Here is a 19247-nt window from a genome sequence, read left to right as displayed (position 1 = left end):
ATCGGCAATGCCGGCTTTGTAACAAGGCCTATCCGTCACCCCGGCCTTGTGCCGGGGTCCGCCCCGCCGCAGGCTATGGCCATGAGAGAGATCATCCCATGCGTGTATATCCTCGCCAAGACGTACCACGGCACGCTTTACACCGGAGCGACCTCGAACCTCATTGGCCGCGTCATTCAGCATCGCGAGGAGGCATTCGACGGATTCACGAAGCGATACGGCATCAAACGGCTGGTTTATTACCAGGAAGGCGCGACGATGGAGGACGTCATCCGGCGCGAGAAGCAGATCAAGCGCTGGCCGCGCGAATACAAATACAACCTTATCGAACGGCTGAATCCGGAATGGAATGACTTGGCGGTGGCGTTGGGCCTATCACCTCTGGACAATTGATCCTCGGCCACGCGGACCCCGGCACAAGGCCGGGGTGACGGCTGCACGGAAATCTCGATCACACTGATCGCGCGTCCTTCGCCGTTGGTTTGCCACCGTATCGCCACTATATTCGGCCAATGGCGAGCCCCATGGAAACAGTTGCGACCCTCGACCGCCGGGAAACCGGTGCTGCCGCCGCCGTGGCCGCGCGCGCCGCGGCGCGTGCGCGGATCGACGACGATAAGGCCATGCTGAAGGCGGCCGCCGATTTGACGCGCGACCTCAACGTGCCGAAGCCGAGGATTTATTGGGCGGATATGCTGGCGTCGGCGGTGATCGGCTATGGCGCGCTGATCATCGCGATTCTGGCGCCGTCGCTCGGCTGGAGCATCGCAGCGGGCGTCGTCGCGGCGCTGGCGCTGTATCGCGCGGAAAGCTTCATCCACGAACTCACGCACATCAAGCATGCCGCGGTGCCGGGGTTCCGGCTCGGCTGGAACTTGATCGTCGGTATCCCGCTGCTGACGCCGAGCTTCATGTATGAGGGCGTGCATAACCTCCACCACGCGCGCACGCGCTATGGCACGGCCGAGGATCCCGAATATCTGCCGCTCGCGCTGATGAAGTGGTGGACGCTGCCAGTGTTTATCCTGGTCGCCGCGCTGGCGCCGGTCGCGTTGCTGGTGCGCTATGCGGTGCTCACGCCGCTATCGGCGATTGTCCCGCCGCTGCGTCGCGTCGTCGTCGCGCGCTACTCGGGGCTGCAGATCAACCCGTCGTTCCGCCGCCGTCCGCCCGAAGGCCCGGCGCGCGCGCTGTGGCACCGGTTGGAAGCAGGTGCGAGCATCTACGCCATCGCGCTGATTGCGCTGACCGCGACGGGGATCATCCCGCTCAAGGCCTTCCTGATCTTCCTCACTGTAACCTCGGGCCTCGCGGTGACCAATCAGGTCCGCACGCTGGTCGCGCATCTGTGGGAGAATGAGGGCGAGGCGATGACCGTCACCGCGCAGTATCTGGACTCGGTCAACGTGCCGCCGCCGGCGCTGTTGCCGATGCTGTGGGCGCCGGTGGGCTTGCGCTATCACGCCTTGCACCATCTGCTGCCCGGTCTGCCCTACCATGCGCTCGGTACCGCGCACCGCCGGATCACCGCCGCGCTCGATGCGGAGTCGGTCTATCACAAGGGCAATTACAAGGGTCTGCCGTTCCTGGTCGGCAAGATCGCGCGGAGCACGATGCTGCGCCGCTGATCGCGCTTGCAATGTAGGATTTCGCCTGTCAGCGTTCTCGGTATCTTATTGATTCTAGAGAAAGAAGCTCGGCCGGGTCGATCGCGTTAGTGTCAACTTGGTGTCAACTTCGCGCTATTCCTCGGTCCTGATCAGCACCGCTTCGCCGATCATCAGGAACAACAGGAACGGCGCCCAGGCCGCGAGATAGGGCGGGTAGGCGCCGAGGTTACCCATCGCCAGCGCGAAATTATCGACGACGAAATAGATGAAGCCCAGGCTCATCCCGATCACCGCGCGGATGAACAGCTTGCCCGATCGCGCGATGCCGAACGCCGCGACCGCGCCGAGCAGGGGCATCAGCACCGCCGATAGCGGTCCGGACAGCTTGTGCCACAGCTCGCCTTCATAGGATTTGGTCGGGCGCCCCGCCGCCTTCAGCGCGGCAACCGCGCTGCGAAGTTCGAGGAACGACAGCCCCTCCGCATTGACGCTGGCAAGCGTGAACTGGCTGGGCTTCACGCCCTCGGCGACCAGGACGGATCCGAGCGTGCTCACCTTCCCGGTCGCGACGTCGAACTTGCGGGCGGGCCAGATGCGCCAGGCGTTGCCCTCTTGCCGGCCGTGATCGGCGGTAATCGTGGAGATCAGCCGCCCCTGCGCGTCGCGGTCGTAGAAGGCGACGTTCGTCAGTGCCGCGGTATCGCCGGTCATCTTGACGTGCCGCACGTTGATCAAATCGTCGCCGGCCTTGGTCCAAACGTTGGTGCGGTCGCCGTGATCGATCGGGACCGGCGCATATTCGACCTTCTTCCAGGCATCGAGCGTTTCGGTCGCGCGGCTGACGATACGGTCGTTGAACGCGAAGCTGAGCGCCGCCATGCCGATCGCCGCCACGATCATCGGCGCCAGGATCTGGTGCGCGGACAGGCCCGACGCCTTCAGCGCGATGACCTCGCTGTTCTGGTTGAGCGTCGAATACGTGATGATCGCACCCAGCAGCACCGAATAGGGCAGGAATCGCGCGACGAGTTGCGGCGTGCGCAGCGAGATGTAGTGCCAGACGTCGGCCTGGGTATTGCCCGGATGCGCGAGGATGATGCCCGACTCGCTCAGCGCGTCGAGGAACTGGAGCACCAGGACCAGCGCCGCGAGCACCGCGAAGGCGCGGACGATGAACGTCTTCGCCATGTAGATCGATACCGTCCGCGACGGGAAGAATTGCATCGAGATCACGCCGTAACCCCCTCTGCGGGGACATCGTCGTCCTCGTCATCCGCACCCGGCTGGATTCGTCGGCCGGGCAGCCAGCGCCGAACGGCCTTGGATAGCTTCGAGAACACGCGCTCCAGCGCGCCGATCGGCTGACCGCCGGGGACGTAGGCGATCGTGTAGTACATCCACAGCACCAGCCCGCCGAAGATCGTGAACGGTACCCACAGCGCCAGGAACGGATCGATCTGCCCGAGCCCACCGACCGCCTGGCCGTATTCGTTGACCTTGAAGTACGTCACGATCATCACGATCGCCAGGAACACGCCGAGCGCCGAGGTCGATCGCTTCGGCGGTACGCCCAGCGCCATCGCGAGCAGCGGGAGCAGGAACATCGCGGCGACCTCGGTCAGGCGGAAATGGAACGCCGCGCGGCTGGTGTCGCGCGATTCCTCGTCCTTGTTGCTCTTGCGGCCGAGCACCGCGAGTTCGGGCAGTGTGCGTTCGAGGTTGCGCCCGCCGCGCCCGCGGAACGGATCGCTCTTGGGCAGCGGGATCGGGATATTCCACAGGTCGAACCGCAACACGCGCGGCGTCGGTATGCCAACCTCGTTGCGGACCAACGTCCCCTTGGTCAGCTGAAAGATGATCTCGTCGGGATTGGCTGTGCCGAAGAACTTGCCCTTTTCCGCGGTGACGGCAAGCGCGTTGCCTTTCTTGTCGGTCTGCTGGAGGAAGATGCCCGACAGTTCGCGGCCTTCCTCGCGGCTCTGTTCGATGCGGACGGTGGGGCCGTTATTGGGGAAGCTGGTGAATTCGCCGACCTTGATCGATGCGCCCAGCGCGCCCGTGCGCAGTTCGTACCGCAGCCGCTCGTAGTTGAAGCGCGCCTTGGGCTGGATGTAGCCGACGATCCCGAGGTTCAGAACCGCCAGCACAACCGCGTACATATACGGCACCAGCATCAGCCGGTTGTAGCCGATCCCCACCGCGCGCAGGACGTCGAGCTCCGACGACGTGGCGAGCCGGCGGAATGCGAGCAGGCAACCGAGCAGCAGCCCGATCGGAATGCCCAGCCCGAAATATTCGGGCAGCAGGTTCGCGAGCATCTGCCACACCACGCTGACCGGTCCGCCCTCGGTGGCGACGAAATCGAACAGGCGGAGCATGCGGTCGAGCACCAGCAGCATCGCCGCGATGACCAGCGTCGAGAATAACGGGACCGCGATCAGCCGGGCCATGTAGCGATCGATGGACTTCATGTGGGGTGGGACGTCGGTCCTTCGGCCGGGGGCGGCGTGGCTGCGTGTTCAAACGGCTATAGGCAGGCATTGGTCCGCCGTCAGCCGGAAAAACCGTCCTATTCTGCGGCGAGCTGGTCGGGCGGGGCGGGGCGGTCGAACGCCATCGCTTCGGCGATCGCGTGTTCCAGCCCGGCGATGGTGAAGGGCTTGCGGAGCACGGTTCGCCCGCCGAAATCCGCGGCCGCGCCTTCGCCGGCATAGCCGGTCACGAACAGCACCGCGATGTCAGGGCGGCGCGCGACCAGGCCGATGACCATCTCCGGCCCGGTCTGGCCCGGCATCAATACGTCGGACACGACCAGGTCGAACGGTCCGAGATCGTCGAGCATGCGCGGCGCGTCGAGCGGATCGGGGCAGGGGATTGCGCGATGGCCGAGCTCCTCCAGTGCGCCGACCGTCGCGGTTAGCACGCGTGGATCGTCTTCCACGACCAGGATGCCGAGCCCGGTGATGGTCGGCCCGCGATCGATCGGCACCGCAGGTGCGGCCTGGGTATCGACCGCCGACGTCGCGATGTGGCGCGGCAGATAAAGGGTGACGGTGGTGCCTTCGCCCGGGGTCGAGATCGATCGTGATCTCCCCGCCCGATTGCCGCGCAAAGGCGAAGATCTGGCTGAGGCCGAGGCCGGTACCCTTGCCGACGGGCTTGGTGGTGAAGAACGGTTCGAACACGCGTTCGAGCAGTTCGGGCGCCATGCCACACCCGGTATCGGTAACCGCTACCGCGATATGATCGCCGCCCAGGCAATGCCCGATCTGGCCGGCGGTCAACGTCGTCGCGCTGGTCCGGATGCTCAGCCGTCCGCGCCCGTCCATCGCGTCGCGCGCGTTGACCGCGAGGTTGAGCAAGGTGTTTTCGAGTTCGTGGCGATCGGCCCAGATCGTCCAGCCCGCGCCGTCGTCGCCGCGCTCGACAGTGATCGCGTCGCCCAACGTGCGATCGAGCAGATCGGACATGCCCGCGATGGCGTCGATCGGCCGCAATGCCTCGGGATTGAGCGCTTCTTCGCGTGAGAAAGCCAGTAATCGGCGGGTGAGCGCGGCCGCGCGATTGGCGCCGTCGGTCGCGTTGTCGAGATGGCGCGCGGCGCCTGCCGGATCGCTTGTAATCGCGCGGCGGGCCAACTCCAGTCCGCCCAGAACGACCGCCAGCATATTGTTGAAATCGTGCGCGATCCCGCCGGTAAGCTGACCGACCGCTTCCATTTTCTGGACTTGGCGCAGCTTGGCTTCCTGCTGGCTGAGCGCGAACGTCGCTTCGTCGACCGCTTCCTCCAACTGTGCGGAGCGCTCGCGTTCGCTATCCGCGTCCGCCCGCGCGACGGCGCGCTCCTGCATCGCCCTGATCGTCAGCGCGCCGAGGACGATCGCGCCCAGGACGATCGCGATCCCGAAGATCGACAGGATGCCGGCGATCTGGCTCGAACGGTTGACCGTCGCCATCGCCGCCGCATTGCGCTTGTCGAGCAAGGCGTGTTCGGCGGCCGTGATTTGTTCGAGCTCGTTTTCGATTTCGCGCAACGACGACGATTTTCCGGCCTCGTAGTAGCGCGAGTAAGCTTGCTGATCCTTCTTGTAGGCCGTGCTGAGCGCGGTCACCGACAATTCTTCGCCGCGCTGTTCGAACGCGGCGCGCAGGCGGTCGATGGCGTGTTGCTGATCGTAATTGTCGCCGGTGACGTCGTCGAGACGGTCGATCTGCGCCCGCGCCTGCGCCCATTGATCGGCATATTCGCGGCCGATACCCTCGTTCCCGCTGACGACGTAGCGACCGAGCGCCGCCTCGGCGCGCGCGATCGTACCCGACAGCGTACGGGTCAGAATCATCACGTCGTAGCTGTGGCTTTGCAGCTTCAGCGCTTCGTCGCGCTGGGCGTTCGCGCCCGACTGCAGAACGATGAGCGCGATCAGGATGCCGACGCCAGCCAACGCCATCACCGCCAGGGTTACCCCCCGCCAGATCGCGCGTGCCCTATCGACCAGCCGTGGTTCGGCCTCGCTCCCGCCCATGGCGTTTATTCTAGCGAATCGCGCGAATCGAGGGAAGCCCCGGTATTCTCAGCCGATTGCGGACGTCGCGCGGCCTGCAGCCTGGAACATGCCGAGTATGCGGTCGATCTGTCCGGAGGTGTGTTCCGCGCAGAGCGAGCATCGCAGCAAGAAGGTGCCGGCCGGCGTGGCGGGCGGGCGCGCCATGTTCACGTAGAGCCCGCCGTCGAGCAGCGCCTGCCACATCATCACCGCCTGTTCCTGGTCGTTCAGGATTACCGCGATGATCGCGCTGTCGGGCTTTTCGGTGCCGAGCTTGAATCCCATCGCGGTCAGCCCGCCATGAAGTTTCCGTGCGTTTTCCCAGAGATGTTGGCGTTTGTTATGTGCGTGCTTGAGTTTGCGGATCGACGTCGCGGCGGTCGCCACGACCGATGGCGGCAGGCTGGCGGTGAAGATATAGGGGCGGCAGGCAAGGCGGATCGCTTCGAACTTCGGATGGTTCGACACGCAGAACCCGCCTACGGTGCCGACCGACTTGGAGAAGGTGCCGACGATGAAGTCGACGTCGCAGCCTTGCTCCTCATACACGCCGCGGCCGTTGGGGCCGTAAAATCCCATCGAATGCGCTTCGTCGGACAGCGTCATCGCGCCGTGTTTCTTCGCGACGTCGACCATTTCCTTCAGCGGCGCGATGTCGCCGAGCATCGAATAGACGCCCTCGAGCACCACGAGCTTGCCCGCTTCCTTGGGGAGGCGGCCGAGCCGTTTGTCGAGATCCTCGACCGAGTTGTGGCGGAAGCGGACGACCTCCGCATAACCCTGCTTGCAGCCGTCATAGATCGAGGCGTGGCTGTCGGCGTCGAGGATGACGTATTCGCCCTTGCCCGCCAGCGTCGATATCATGCCGAGATTGGCCATGTAGCCGGTCGAGAACACGATCGCGCCGGTCGTGCCGTAGAAATCGCGCAATGCGTCCTCGACTTCCATATGGTCGCGGAACGTGCCGTTGAGCATCCGGCTGCCGTTGGTACCCGACCCGAACTGGTCGAGCGCATCCTTGCCCGCCTGGATCACGTCGGGGTCGAACGTCATTCCCATGTAATTGTACGTGCCGAGCAGGATCGTGTCCTTGCCCTTGATCACCGCCTCGGTCGGTGACTTCACCTGCTCCATCACGATCGCGAACGGATCGGTCACGCCGGTATCGATCAACGCCTGGCGTTCGGCGATCAGCCCGTCGAACTTCGACATCAGGTCGCGCTCGGGCGCCACCGCGGGAGGATCGGCGGGAAGTGTCTCGGTGGTTTGGCCGGCGTCGGTCATGGGATCAGGCCCTCAGCTTCTCGACCGCATCGACGAGTTGGCCGACCGTCTCGATTTCGGCCTGCATGTTCATCGTGATGATGATGTCGAACTCGTCCTCGATCGCCGCAACGAAATCCATCACGGTCAGCGAATCCCACTCGAGGTCGTGCTGGAACGTGGTCGCGTCGGACAGCGCCACGCCCTTCTTGTTGAACGGCTGGATCAGGCCGGTGACGGTCTCGAAGGTCTTGGCGCGGTCGGTCATCGTTGTTCCTTATGCTGGCCGATGGCGGGTGCCAGCCAAATGCGGCGGCTTTGCAGCGATTCTATAGCAATCCTTGCGCACGATACCATGCCGCAGTCGCCGCTAGCGCATCGCGCGTGTCGATCTGCGGCGCCCAGACGTCGGCGGGCGGCCGGGCGTGGCTGACCCAATCCTTGTGACAGAAATAACGGACGCGGTCGGGGGTCAGCTTGGCGCCTTTGCCGCGAACGAGGCGGTCGCCGGCGGAGATCGTGTCGAGGAGGACGCGGGGCAGGGGGAGCGGGAGTACCTTGCTGTCGGTCGCGACCCCGATCGCGCGGGCAAGGTTGCGGTGATCCCAGCCGTCAGGTGCGCCGTCGTCGGGCTCGACGATTTGCCGCGTGAGCGCGTTGCTGGTGGGGAGCGCGATCAGTAGCCGCACCAGTTCCTCGACCGCGATGATCGACAGTCGCCCGCCGGCGGGGGGCAGTGGCATGACGTGTTTGGTCGCGAGCTTGAACAGCTCGAGCATCTCGTTGTCGCGCGGACCGAAGATCGCGGGCGGCCGGACGATGGTCCAGTCGAGGTTGCTCGCGATCAGCACCTTGTCGGCCTCGGCCTTCGACCAGCCATAATCGGAAAGCTCTGGCTCGCGCGCGGCGATCGACGACACCTGGACGAAGCGGCGGATGCCGGCTTGCTCGGCCGCAGCGATGACGTTGCGCGTGCCGTCGATGTTGCCCGCTGCGAAGCCAGTGCGGTCGGCCGCGTTGATGACGCCGGCGACGTGCAGCACGGCGTCGGCACCGGTCACCAAGGTCGCGAGGCTCGCGGCATCGTCGAGCGCGCCCGAAATCCACGTCACCCAGGCGCGTTCGGTCTGCGGGCGGCGGGTGAGGGCGCGGAGCTCGACCCCGGCCGCGAGCGCCTGATCGAGAACATGACTGCCGACGAACCCGGTCCCACCGGTCAGCGCGATGACCGTCATGCCAGCACCATGTGGTTGCGATGCACCAACGCGGCGCGCGGAGCGTAGCCCAGGATCGCGGCCGCTTCGTCGCTCCGTTTGCCTGCGATGCGTCCAGCATCGACCGCGTCATATTCGGCCAAGCCGTTGGCGACGACACCTTCCGGCCCTGCGATCGCGACCAAATCGCCCCGCGCGAAATCACCCTCGATCCGCGTCGCACCGGCGGGGAGCAGGCTCTTGCCTGCAGCGAGTGCCGCCACCGCTCCGGCATCGACATGCACCACGCCACGGCTGCGCAGCCGCCCGCCGAGCCATGCTTTGCGCGCCGGCGCCACGCGTTCGGCGGCGAACAGCGTACCGCGTCCGGTCTCGACATAGCGCGTCAACGGATGGTCGATCCGTCCGGACGCGATAGCCAGTTCGATGCCGGCACGCGCGGCAATCCGTGCCGCCTGGACCTTTGACGTCATGCCGCCGGAGCCCATGCCGGACGACGAGCCGCCCGCCATCCCCTCGATTGCCGGGTCGATCCGCGCGACACGCTCGATCAGGATCGATCCGGACTGGGAAGGGTCGCGATTGTGGAGGCCATCGACATCCGACAGCAGGAGCACGCCGCGCGCGCCCGCCGCTTGCGCCACACGCGCGGCGAGCCGGTCGTTGTCGCCGAAGCGGATTTCCTCGGTCGCGACGCTGTCATTCTCGTTGATCACCGGCACCACGCCGAGCCCGAGCAGTCGGTCGAGCGTCGCCGCGGCGTTGAGATACCGGCGCCGGTCCTCGAGATCGTCGAGCGTCACCAGCATCTGCGCCGCGGTCAGCCCTTCGGCGGCGAGGCATTCGGCCCACACCTGGCTCAGCGCGATCTGCCCGGTCGCGGCGGCGGCCTGGGCATCCTCGAGGGAAGCGCGACCGCCCTTGGCGAGCTTCAGCCGTCGCGCACCCAGCGCGATCGCGCCCGACGACACCACCGCGATCTGCTGCCCGGCCTTCGCTGCGGCGGCGATGTCGGCGGCCAGGCTCGCCAGCCAACCGCGCCGCACCTCGCCTTCGGGCGTCACCAACAGCGACGACCCGACCTTGACGATCAGGCGAGGGCAGTGGGCGGGCGCGAACCGTTGCATCGCCGTTCCGTTAGCGCCGTCGCGCCCGTTATGATACCGTCGCCGAGTCTTTTGAGGGGGAGATGCATCATGAAAGCATTGTCGATATTCGTCGCGTTCGCTGCTCTGCTGATTGCGCCGATGGCGTCCGCGCGCGACGCCGGGATCGCCACGACGATCCGCGCCATGGCCGACGGCTTCAACAAGGGTGACATCGCGGCGGTGAAGGCGCTGCACGTCGTCGATCCGACGATCGTCGATAACGTCGCGCCGTTCGTGTGGTCGGGCGGCGGCTCGTTCGACAAATGGCTCGGCGATCTCGGCAAGTCCGAAGCCGCTGCGGGCAAGTCGGATGGTCAGGTCTGGTTCGGCGATTCGGTCGATGAGCAAGTCAGCGGCGACCAGGCCTATGTCGTCGCGCCGTGCCGCTACACCTACAAGCAGGGTGGCAAGACGATGCGCGAAGAAGGCTTCATCGCGCTCGTCATGGTCAGGGTCGGCGCTGCGTGGAAGATCGCGTCATGGAGTTGGGCGAGCCCGGCTGGCGTCGCAGCCAAATAACGCGCGGGCGGGCTAGCTCGCGGGGTCGTACATGAACTCGCGCAGTTCCTGCGAACAGCGGCACGCGACGGCGATCTTGCGCGCCCATTCGACGGCGTCGTCGCGCGTTGGCAGTTCGAGCACGGTGTATCCGCCCTTGAGGTAGCTGCCCGGATAGATTTCCGGCGACGTGGATCCATCGGCGGCGACCAGCACCGGATCAACATCTTCCGCGATCCCGCCGCCGAACACGTAGACGCCGGCTGCCTTCGCTTCGTCGATCACCGCGTGCGCGGCCGCGGACACGGCGGGAAGTTCCTCGTCCGTGATGACCATCGCTTCGCTCGGAAAGGAGATGAGGTATTTCGTCACGTGCCGCTCCCGATCAAACCGGCGACCATTCGATCGCGTCCTCGCCCTCGTCATCCTCCGGGACCGCGTCGGGGGCGGGGCCGATCGCTTCGAGCAATTGGTCGAGCACCCAATCGACCCCGGTACCGCTGACGCCGGAGATCGGCAGCACCTCGGCGCCGCTGGCTTCCTCGAGCTCAGCGGACAATGCGGCGATCAGTTCGTCGTCGAGCGTGTCGATCTTGTTGAGCGCGACCACCACCGGCTTGTCGGTCAGTCCGCCGCCATAGGCCGCGAGTTCGTCGCGGACGATGCGATAGCTTTCGGCGACGTCGTCGTCATTGGCGTCGACCAGATGAAGCAGCACGCGGCAGCGCTCGATATGGCCGAGGAAACGGTCGCCGATGCCGGCACCCTCGGCCGCGCCCTCGATCAGGCCGGGGATGTCGGCGATCACGAACTCGCGCTGGTGGTGTCGGACGACGCCCAGTTGCGGGCGGGTGGTGGTGAAAGCGTATTCGCCTACCTTCGCCTGTGCGTTGGTGACCTGGTTGATGAAGGTCGATTTACCGGCGTTGGGCAGCCCGACCAGCCCCGCATCGGCAAGCAACTTCAGTCGCAACCACACCCAGGCTTCCTCGTCCGGCCAGCCGGTACCGTGCTGACGCGGCGCGCGGTTGGTCGATGTCTTGTAGCTCGCATTGCCGCGCCCGCCGTCGCCACCGCGTAGGAACACCACGCGCTCGCCGACCTTGGTGAAATCGAGCAGCACGTCTTCCTTGTCCTCGGAAATTACCTGCGTGCCGACCGGAACTTTGATGATCAGGTCGTCACCGCCCGCGCCGGTGCGGTTGCTCCCCGACCCACCCTTGCCCCGCGGCGCCCGGAAATGCTGCGTGTAGCGGAAATCGATCAGCGTGTTCAGGCCGGCGACCGCCTCGAAGATGATGTCGCCGCCCTTGCCGCCGTTGCCGCCATCGGGCCCGCCATATTCGATGAACTTCTCGCGCCGGAACGATACCGCGCCGGGGCCACCGGCGCCCGAGCGGACGAAGATTTTTGCTTGGTCGAGGAAATGCATGGCGCGCGGCCTACCGCTTTAGCGGCGCTAAAGCGAGGCCCGAGCGCACCCGGCCGGCGCGGCCCCAAGCCGCGTCGCTAGTCCCGCGACCCTGCGCTGCCGATCATCGCGGCATAAGCCAGTTCCCGCGCCCGCTCGCGCGGCAGCCCGAGAACGCGGGTCAGCGGCGCGCCGAACAGCGCATCGCCCAGCGCCATGATGACGAGTTGCAGGGTCTCGTCCTCGATCGGCAACGCGTCGTGGTGATCGTCGCGCAATTCGTCGACTAGGTCGTGGATCGCCTTCAGGATCGGATCGAGTGCATCCTCGTTGCCCGACAGGATCATCCAGCTTGCGAGCGCGCCGGCACCGCCGGTATCGAACGCGTCGAACGCGAGATCGACGACTTCGCGCGGATCGTGCTCGCTCGCGCGCTGGCGAAAGACGGTGTCGCGGATCGTCGTGGTGATGAACCCCGCCATCCGTTCGATCAGCGCCTTTTGCAGGCCTGCGGCCGAGCCGAAATGGTGGAGCAGATTGGCGTGCGTGCGGCCGATTTTCGCCGCGACAGCCTTCAGCGTCACCGCCTGCGGACCGAGCTCCACCAACAATTCGCGCGCAGCGTCGAGTGCGGCGTCGCGCGATTCCTCGGGCGACAGGCGGCGGCGGACGGGCAGGGGGGTAACGGACATGGATCGTCTGTCGGCGGTTTACCGTGCAAAATCAATCCGCCGCCGCCCGTGGGATCGCCGGGCGACGACGGACTGCGCTATGCCGCGATCGGCATTCGCGACTCGTCGGCGTCGAAATCGAGCTCCAGTGTGGCGCAATCGAACTCGCCGTTGCGCGCCAGGCAGGGCATGCGCGCGACACCATTGGGCCGGAAACCGAGCTTCCTCAGCACCTTGCCCGAGGCTGGGTTGTCGAGGAAGTGCCGCCCGACCAGACGGCGCAAGCCCAGCGCGTGCTGCGCCATGCCGAGCACCGCATGGCCCGCCTCGGTCGCATAGCCGCGGCCCCACGCGCTCGGGGTCAGCCAATAGCCGATCTCGATCCCGCCGCCCGGCGCAGTTTCGTGCAGACCGATTCCGCCGACCAGCCGCGGTGTCGGCTGCTCGTGCGCGAAGATCAGCAACGTGACATCGCTCTCGCTCTTGGGTGTCGACAGCCATTCGAGCGCATGCGCCTCGGTGTACGGCCATGGCAGGCGGGACAGCTTGAACGCGACGTCCTCGTGCGCGATCGCCTGGGCGAGCACGGGGGCATCCTCCGGCCAGCCGGGCCGCAGCGTCAATCTCTTCGTCCGCGCGAACATCTTACTCTCCATGTGTTGGCCGCTGGCACATCGATGTGACGTGCCGGCGACGGTTCGGTGGAGGGAGCAAGAAAAAAGGGAGCCGGGGCGACCCGTCTCCCTTTTCGGATTTCTGCATCGAAACCCCGGATCGCCCTGGTGGGCAACCCGGATGGTCACCCGATGTTATTCGGCCGCAATCGGCATATCTACCGAACAGAACTTTCGGCCGAGCTTGCCGTCGTGGAAGGTCACGCGACCGTCGACGAGCGCGAACAGGGTATGGTCCTTGCCCATGCCCACGTTGCGGCCCGCGTAGAACTTGGTCCCGCGCTGACGCACGAGGATGTTGCCGGCCACGGCGAGCTCGCCGCCGAACTTCTTCACGCCAAGACGACGGCCGGCCGAATCACGACCGTTGCGCGACGAACCGCCTGCTTTTTTATGTGCCATCTCGAATTACTCCGCGGTCTTCTTCGCCGCGGCCTTCTTGGGCGCAGCCTTGGTTTCGGTCGCAGGCGCCGCGTCAGCCTTGGGCTCGGCGGCCTTCTTTGCCTTCTTCTCTTCCGCGCCGATCGCCACGATCTTCAGGATCGTGTGGTTCTGGCGGTGGCCGTTCTTGCGGCGATAGTTGTGCCGGCGGCGCTTCTTGAAGACGATGACCTTCTCGCCCTTCGCCTGCGCGACGATCTCGGCGGCAACGGTCAGGCCGGAAACGCTCTTCAGCTCCGAGCCTTCGCCCGCGAGCAGCACGTCACCGAGCGTGATCGACGCTCCCGCTTCGCCGTCGATCTTCTCGACGACGATCTTGTCTCCAGCGGCAACGCGATACTGCTTGCCGCCCGTGCGCACGACTGCGAACATGGCCCTCATCACTTTTCAAATAAACGAACCCCGGCAAGCAAGTGCCTGCCCGGGAAAGAGGGGCGAGCTAAGCGAAGCGCGCCGCCCTGTCAACCGCACAGGTGACGTTGAAGCGTTCGACATGCCTGTTGCCCGTCCGCCACACTAAATGTGCGTATTGTGCAGGCGCAGCACAACTTTGTTGTTACATTTGGATGACAGCATACAGTCTCGGCTCAGGCAGCGAAGGGAGGAGAGGGCCCGGCGCTGCTTCGAGAAAAGTAATTATGGGGAAAACGACCATGCGTCGCACAATTATCGCATCTTTACTCACGGCGTCGGCCATCGCGCTGACGACGCCTGCATTCGCACAGGATGCGCCCGCCGAACCACAGGCGAGCGAGGTTCCCGCCGCGGATATTATCGTCACCGGGTCGCGCATTCCCGGGCGTACCATCGCGGATTCGCCGGTGCCGATCGACGTGATCGGTGGCGACGCCTTGACCAACGCCGGTTCGAGCGAGACTAACAAAGTGCTTCGCGACCTCGTTCCGTCGTTCAACTTCCCGCAGCCGTCGCTGACCGACGGCACCGATTCGGTCCGCCCGGCGACGCTGCGCGGTCTCGCGCCTGACCAGGCGCTCGTGCTGGTCAACGGCAAGCGCCGCCACACCGCCGCGCTGATCAACCTCAACGGTTCGGTCGGTCGCGGGTCGTCGTCGGTCGATCTCAACGAAATCCCGCCGATCGCGATCGACCGGGTCGAAGTGCTGCGCGACGGCGCATCGTCGCAATACGGTTCCGATGCGATCGCCGGCGTGATCAACATCCAGCTGTCGAAAAGGACCGGCGTCAGCGGATCGGTCACGTTCGGCAAATACGACACGACCATGTCGGGCGTGAACGAAGAGTTGGGCGTCCAGACCACCGGCGGCGTGCCGACCGTGCTCACCCCCGGTGCTAATGCGCAGGCCGACGTGCTAGCGCTGAATTACGGGGACGAGGTCAGGCGCCACGACGGCGATACGTTGACGACGGCGTTGCGGGTCGGCTTGCCGGTCGGTGACGGCGGCTATCTCGTGCTGTCGGGCCAGTTCCGCGATCGCGACCCGACCAATCGGTCGGGCGCCGATCCGCGGCGTCAGTATTTCACCGTCGGCGACCCGCGCGAACTGACCTTCAACCGCTTCAGCCATGGTTATGGCGACGGCAAAACGGTCGATTACAACCTGTTCCTGAACGCCGGGATGAACGTCGGCCCGAACTTCGAGCTCTACGCGTTCGGCAGCTACGGCATCCGCGACGGGACGGGCGCGGGCTTCTATCGTCGCTCGAACGATGCGCGCAACCGGGACTTCGCGGCATCGACCACGACGTTCGTGCCTTATTACGCTGACGGCTTCCTGCCCAAGATCTACAGCCAAATCGAGGACGTGGCCGGTGCGGTCGGGATCAAGGGCGATGTCGGCGGGTTCAACGCCGATCTGTCGGTGGTCTACGGGTCGAACCAGCTCGACTACCAGACGATCGACAGCTTCAACGTCTCGCTCGGCGGGATCAATTCGCCCCGTCGGTTCGACGCCGGTGGGCTGGCGTTCGGTCAGACGACCGCCAACCTCGACCTGAGCAAGAAGTTCGATGTCGGCGGCCTGTCGAGCTTCGGCATTGCGTTCGGCGCCGAATATCGCAACGAGAACTTCAAGATCCGTCCGGGCCACCCGACCAGCTATATCGGCGGCCCGTACATCGCCAATGGTGCTGCGCCGGGCGCGCAGGTGTTTCCGGGCTTCAAGCCGGAAAACGCCGTCGACCGGTCGCGTGACAGCTATGCTGCTTATGCGGAAGTCGATGCCGACATCAGCAAGGCTTTCACCTTGCAAGCCGCCGGCCGCTACGAGCATTTCAGCGATTTCGGCAGCACGGTGAACGGCAAGGTCGCGGCGCGCTTCGAGCCGATCAAGGGCATCGCGGTGCGCGGTTCGGTCTCGACCGGGTTCCGCGCGCCGAGCCTGGCGCAGCAATACTTCTCGACCACGTCGACCAACAACGTCGGCGGTACGCTGATCGACATCGTGACGGTGCCGGCCACCAGCGCGATCGGTACGGCGCTCGGCGGCAAGCAGTTGAAGGCGGAGAAGGCGCTCAACCTGGCGGGCGGCATCGCGCTCAACCCGATCAGCGGGCTCAGCATCACGGCCGACTATTACAATATCCGCATCAAGGACCGCGTGCTGCTGACCGAGAACCTGCAGGGTACGGCGGTCGTCAACCTGCTGACGGCGGCGGGGATCACCGGGGTTACCTCGGCCCGCTTCTTCGTCAACGGCGCCGACACGCGCACGCAGGGCGTCGATATCGTCGCCAGCTATCGCTTGCCGGACTTTGGCGCGGGCAAGTTCTCGCTGACGGCGGGCTACAACTATAACGAGACGAAGATCATCAAGCGCGCCTCGTTGCCGTCATTGCCCGGCCTGGTGCTGTTCGGGCGCCAGGAATCGTTCCGCATCACCGACGGTCAGCCGCGGACGAAGCTGAACCTGGCGGTCGATTGGGATCTGGGTCCGGTCGGCGCGACCTTCCGCACCAATCGTTACGGCACGGTGTGGGTCGTCAATACCGGGACGCTCGCACAGGGACTCGGCACAGTTGCCGGCGATCTCAAGCTGACGCCGAAATGGGTGTCCGACGTCGAACTGCGCTTCCACCCGATCGATCAGGTCACGCTGACGCTCGGCGCGGACAATGTGTTCGACGTCTATCCGGATCGCTTGCCGATCGGCGGCGCGACTGGCGCAGCCGGCTTCACGCCGAACAGCTACTTCATCCCGTACTCGCAATTCTCGCCGTTCGGGTTCAACGGCCGGTATCTGTACGGACGCGTCGCATTCAATTTTTGATGCGGTAGATAGAGCAAAGGGAAGGGGGCCGATCGGCCCCCTTTTCGTCTCTAGTGTTTGTGTTCGCGTCTCAGGCTGTATCGTCCATCGACTAGGCCGCTGAACAGCCCGTCGATCGCCGGATGATCGACCGGCTCGTCGCTGTCGTCGTGCAACAAGTTCTGCTGGCTGACATAGGCGACGTAGCTCGACTCCGCATTTTCGGCGAGCAGATGATAGAACGGCTGGTCCTTCGCCGGCCGCACCGCTTCCGGGATCGATTCATACCATTCCTCGCTATTGGCGAAGACCGGATCGACGTCGAAAATCACCCCGCGAATATCGAACATGCGGTGCCGCACCACGTCGCCGATCGAAAAGCGCGCGGTGGCGATCGGCGGCATCGGCACGCCGGCATGGGACACGACATCATGGGGTTCGGAAACGCTCATGACCACAATGTAGGGTTTTTGCGGCATCGCACAAGCAGCCCGCTTGTGCCTGCCGATCAGTTACGTTAGAGGCCCCGCCTCGACCCGCGCCACGGCGTGGAACCCCCTAGCGGAGAGGTGCCAGAGTGGTCGATTGGGACGGTCTCGAAAACCGTTGTGCCGCAAGGTACCGTGGGTTCGAATCCCACCCTCTCCGCCAGGGCGAAAAAACTCTTTAAAATCAATAGCTTATAGCGAAAATCGCGAAACTCTCTCGGGATTCGAACTGGGGCAGCAAGCTATTGATTCAAAACGATTTTTATATAATTAATAGTTCGTTTTGTCCAAAAAAAACGAAACTCCGAAGCGTGACGAAAATAGTGGTCATAACTTTGGTCATAAGGTCACCACTTTGTGACAAGGCAGTATGATATTTACGTTCGACAACTAGTCCTCTGTCACCTGCTTGGCATTGGTCTGCGTCGCTGAGAGTAGCGTGATCGGTAGGGCAGAGAATTAACTGGTTTTAAGGGCGACGCATCGAATGCGCGGCTCGCGAAAAAACCGAGAGCCCTCAAGTGATAAGCGACATTCCATTGCGTCAGTCGGGGCGACAAGACGTATCTTGCTTCTGCGCAAGCAGCATAATTTTCGAAAGGCTGCTTCAATGCTGTCCTGTCCGAAAGCCGACAGTCCGCAATCGGCCCAAAACAGTCCGACGGCTTATTCACGTTTCAAAAACTCTGAGCGTCAAGGTGGCTTCGCTCCATGACAGTCTCATGCAAGGTCGACCGGCTAGCCCATCAAAAAAAGAGCTAGGAGCGGATCATGGAAAAGGTTGTCGGAGATAAAGTCGCGTCACACCCTGCGACTTTCCTTGGTGTGGTATCGTTGGCGCTTACTGGTGTTGCGTTCATGCTGGACTGGCTGGGTCAGTTCATAGCGTAGCGACGCGAGCGTTCGACCCGTTTTGAATGGAAATCGGCGGTTATTGCTGGGCCTTGGCCAAAGACGTGCGCCAGCGCTCGAGAAAGTATCGGCGAGTAAGTTGATCCTGATCGACCAACAATCCCGGACCCACCCTAATGGCGCGCGGCCGAAGCCCCTCGGGTTGTAGGCGCGTCAACGATCGCACGTCGGCCCGCACCGACGGCATGTCCTGATCGACTAGGTGCGTCTGGCCCCGCCGCGACAATAGGAAGTCGAGAAATACCTTGGCGGCGTTCGGATGGCGGGCGGCCGCCGGGATGACCGCGATACGGGACATCAACAGCGTATAGTCGCTCGGCAGGATCATCCCGAGTTGCTGGTTTCGTTCGACTTCGCCGAGCGCGAACGAACCGACGATGTTGTATCCGATCGCCGCATCTCCGGCTTCGACCGCGCGCACCACGTTCTCGGCACTCGTGAAGAGCTTGACGTCGTTTGCACCCATGGCGCGGACGAGCCGCCAGATATCGTGTGTCGCCTGTTGGTCTTGCGATAGATAGAGATATCCGACTGCGGACGAGACCGGGTCGGAGGTAGCGACGCGTGCGCCGGGTTTGCCGGCGCTACGCTCGAGGAACTTCGTCAGATCGGTGTGAGTGCGCGGCATAGCGGCGTCCGCGATCGCCGCGCGATTGTAGACCATGACGATCGGTTCTGCCGTAATCCCCCAGGCTTGGTCCTTCCAATTGGCCCAGTCGGGCAGGTTGTCGCGTTCCGGGGAGCGATAGGATTGGGCGTATCCGTCGTTGACGAGCTTGATCTGCAAATCCATCGCCGACGACCATAGGAAATCGGGGATTTCGCCGCCCGTGGCGGTCGCCGCCATGATGCGATCGTTGATCTCCCGCGCGGGCATTTCGATATAGGTCACGCGGACGTTAGGATGGATCGCCTGGAAATCGGCGATCAGCCGACCCGCCTTGACCTTGTCGATGGCCGACCAGATCAGCAGACCGCGTTCGGCGTCGGCGGCGCGTTCGAGGTCGGCATAGGCTGCTGGATAGCCATCCGGAACAGGTTCGGCGGGGCCACGCGCGCACGCCGCCAGCAACAACAGGGGCGTCGAGACCGCTGTCATCCGCATGCCCCATCCGATCATATCGCGCCTGACATCCATCCCCGGCT

19 protein-coding genes, 1 tRNA gene and 1 pseudogene are annotated in these 19247 nt (G+C 64.5%); 5 read left to right on the top strand and 16 right to left on the bottom strand.

What is annotated here, in order from left to right; genetic code table 11:
• Positions 1-102 precede the first annotated feature (102 nt).
• Together FPZ24_RS11030 and FPZ24_RS11025 are read left to right on the top strand one after the other, a co-directional pair.
• Positions 103-393 (top strand): GIY-YIG nuclease family protein, encoded by a 291-nt coding sequence (locus tag FPZ24_RS11030; RefSeq protein ID WP_420853360.1) that lies wholly within the window; start codon positions 103-105, stop codon positions 391-393.
• Between the two features lie 131 nt (positions 394-524).
• Positions 525-1628, top strand: a complete 1104-nt coding sequence (locus tag FPZ24_RS11025) for a fatty acid desaturase family protein (RefSeq protein WP_146571946.1) — start codon at positions 525-527, stop codon at positions 1626-1628.
• Positions 1629-1742: 114 nt separating this feature from the next.
• Here FPZ24_RS11025 and lptG read toward each other — a convergent pair whose 3' ends face one another.
• The 8 genes and pseudogenes from lptG to proB all read right to left on the bottom strand — a co-directional run bounded on the left by lptG (position 1743) and on the right by proB (position 9758).
• Positions 1743-2834 (bottom strand): LPS export ABC transporter permease LptG, encoded by a 1092-nt coding sequence (gene lptG / locus FPZ24_RS11020; protein WP_240047701.1) that lies wholly within the window; start codon positions 2832-2834, stop codon positions 1743-1745.
• A 5-nt stretch (positions 2835-2839) separates the two neighbouring features.
• A complete protein-coding gene (gene lptF, locus FPZ24_RS11015; protein WP_186728777.1) occupies positions 2840-4081 on the bottom strand; it encodes an LPS export ABC transporter permease LptF in 1242 nt (413 codons plus the stop codon).
• Positions 4082-4179: 98 nt separating this feature from the next.
• The gene (locus FPZ24_RS17845) at positions 4180-4533 is read right to left on the bottom strand and encodes a response regulator (protein ID WP_338061651.1); all 354 of its coding nucleotides are present in this window, start codon (positions 4531-4533) and stop codon (positions 4180-4182) included.
• Between the two features lie 199 nt (positions 4534-4732).
• Positions 4733-5950: pseudogene (locus FPZ24_RS17840) on the bottom strand (ATP-binding protein); the annotation flags it as partial.
• 231 nt (positions 5951-6181) lie between these two features.
• The gene (gene spt, locus FPZ24_RS11005) at positions 6182-7438 is read right to left on the bottom strand and encodes a serine palmitoyltransferase (protein ID WP_146571944.1); all 1257 of its coding nucleotides are present in this window, start codon (positions 7436-7438) and stop codon (positions 6182-6184) included.
• Positions 7439-7442: 4 nt separating this feature from the next.
• Complete coding sequence (locus FPZ24_RS11000) at positions 7443-7685, bottom strand: acyl carrier protein (RefSeq protein ID WP_146571942.1); 243 nt, start codon at positions 7683-7685, stop codon at positions 7443-7445.
• Between the two features lie 61 nt (positions 7686-7746).
• Positions 7747-8652, bottom strand: a complete 906-nt coding sequence (locus FPZ24_RS10995) for an SDR family oxidoreductase (RefSeq protein ID WP_146571940.1) — start codon at positions 8650-8652, stop codon at positions 7747-7749.
• Positions 8649-9758, bottom strand: coding sequence for a glutamate 5-kinase (proB, locus tag FPZ24_RS10990; protein WP_146571938.1), 1110 nt, complete (start codon positions 9756-9758; stop codon positions 8649-8651). The genes FPZ24_RS10995 and proB overlap by 4 nt, the downstream gene beginning before the upstream one ends.
• Positions 9759-9827: 69 nt before the next feature.
• Between proB and FPZ24_RS10985 the strand changes: the two genes are divergently transcribed.
• Positions 9828-10298: a nuclear transport factor 2 family protein gene (locus FPZ24_RS10985; protein WP_186728775.1), complete on the top strand. Its 471-nt coding sequence runs from the start codon at positions 9828-9830 to the stop codon at positions 10296-10298.
• 12 nt (positions 10299-10310) lie between these two features.
• On the opposite strand, the gene FPZ24_RS10980 is transcribed toward FPZ24_RS10985, so the two are convergent.
• The 6 genes from FPZ24_RS10980 to rplU all read right to left on the bottom strand — a co-directional run bounded on the left by FPZ24_RS10980 (position 10311) and on the right by rplU (position 13846).
• Complete coding sequence (locus FPZ24_RS10980) at positions 10311-10649, bottom strand: YciI family protein (protein WP_146571934.1); 339 nt, start codon at positions 10647-10649, stop codon at positions 10311-10313.
• 13 nt (positions 10650-10662) lie between these two features.
• Positions 10663-11709, bottom strand: a complete 1047-nt coding sequence (gene obgE / locus FPZ24_RS10975) for a GTPase ObgE (RefSeq protein WP_146571932.1) — start codon at positions 11707-11709, stop codon at positions 10663-10665.
• A gap of 77 nt (positions 11710-11786) precedes the next feature.
• Positions 11787-12380 (bottom strand): TetR/AcrR family transcriptional regulator, encoded by a 594-nt coding sequence (locus FPZ24_RS10970; RefSeq protein WP_146571930.1) that lies wholly within the window; start codon positions 12378-12380, stop codon positions 11787-11789.
• A 77-nt stretch (positions 12381-12457) separates the two neighbouring features.
• Positions 12458-13003 carry a GNAT family N-acetyltransferase gene (locus tag FPZ24_RS10965; RefSeq protein ID WP_240047429.1) on the bottom strand — a complete coding sequence of 182 codons (546 nt, stop codon included), beginning with the start codon at positions 13001-13003 and terminating at the stop codon, positions 12458-12460.
• A gap of 165 nt (positions 13004-13168) precedes the next feature.
• On the bottom strand, positions 13169-13435 hold the full coding sequence (rpmA, locus tag FPZ24_RS10960) for a 50S ribosomal protein L27 (protein WP_146571928.1): 267 nt from the start codon (positions 13433-13435) through the stop codon (positions 13169-13171).
• A gap of 6 nt (positions 13436-13441) precedes the next feature.
• Positions 13442-13846, bottom strand: a complete 405-nt coding sequence (rplU, locus tag FPZ24_RS10955; RefSeq protein ID WP_146571926.1) for a 50S ribosomal protein L21 — start codon at positions 13844-13846, stop codon at positions 13442-13444.
• A gap of 281 nt (positions 13847-14127) precedes the next feature.
• Here rplU and FPZ24_RS10950 point away from each other — a divergent pair, with 281 nt between their 5' ends.
• Positions 14128-16722, top strand: a complete 2595-nt coding sequence (locus tag FPZ24_RS10950; RefSeq protein ID WP_186728773.1) for a TonB-dependent receptor plug domain-containing protein — start codon at positions 14128-14130, stop codon at positions 16720-16722.
• Between the two features lie 50 nt (positions 16723-16772).
• Here FPZ24_RS10950 and hspQ read toward each other — a convergent pair whose 3' ends face one another.
• Positions 16773-17153: a heat shock protein HspQ gene (hspQ, locus tag FPZ24_RS10945; protein ID WP_146571922.1), complete on the bottom strand. Its 381-nt coding sequence runs from the start codon at positions 17151-17153 to the stop codon at positions 16773-16775.
• Between the two features lie 111 nt (positions 17154-17264).
• Here hspQ and FPZ24_RS10940 point away from each other — a divergent pair.
• A tRNA-Ser gene (locus tag FPZ24_RS10940) sits at positions 17265-17352 on the top strand.
• 768 nt (positions 17353-18120) lie between these two features.
• Here FPZ24_RS10940 and FPZ24_RS10935 read toward each other — a convergent pair.
• Complete coding sequence (locus tag FPZ24_RS10935) at positions 18121-19200, bottom strand: ABC transporter substrate-binding protein (protein ID WP_240047428.1); 1080 nt, start codon at positions 19198-19200, stop codon at positions 18121-18123.
• Positions 19201-19247: the final 47 nt, after the last annotated feature.

The sequence above is a fragment of the Sphingomonas panacisoli genome, assembly GCF_007859635.1.
In the GTDB taxonomy this organism is placed as follows: domain Bacteria; phylum Pseudomonadota; class Alphaproteobacteria; order Sphingomonadales; family Sphingomonadaceae; genus Sphingomonas; species Sphingomonas panacisoli.
The sequence above is the reverse complement of the archived record's forward strand: the minus strand, read 5'-3'. Positions and strand labels throughout refer to the sequence as shown.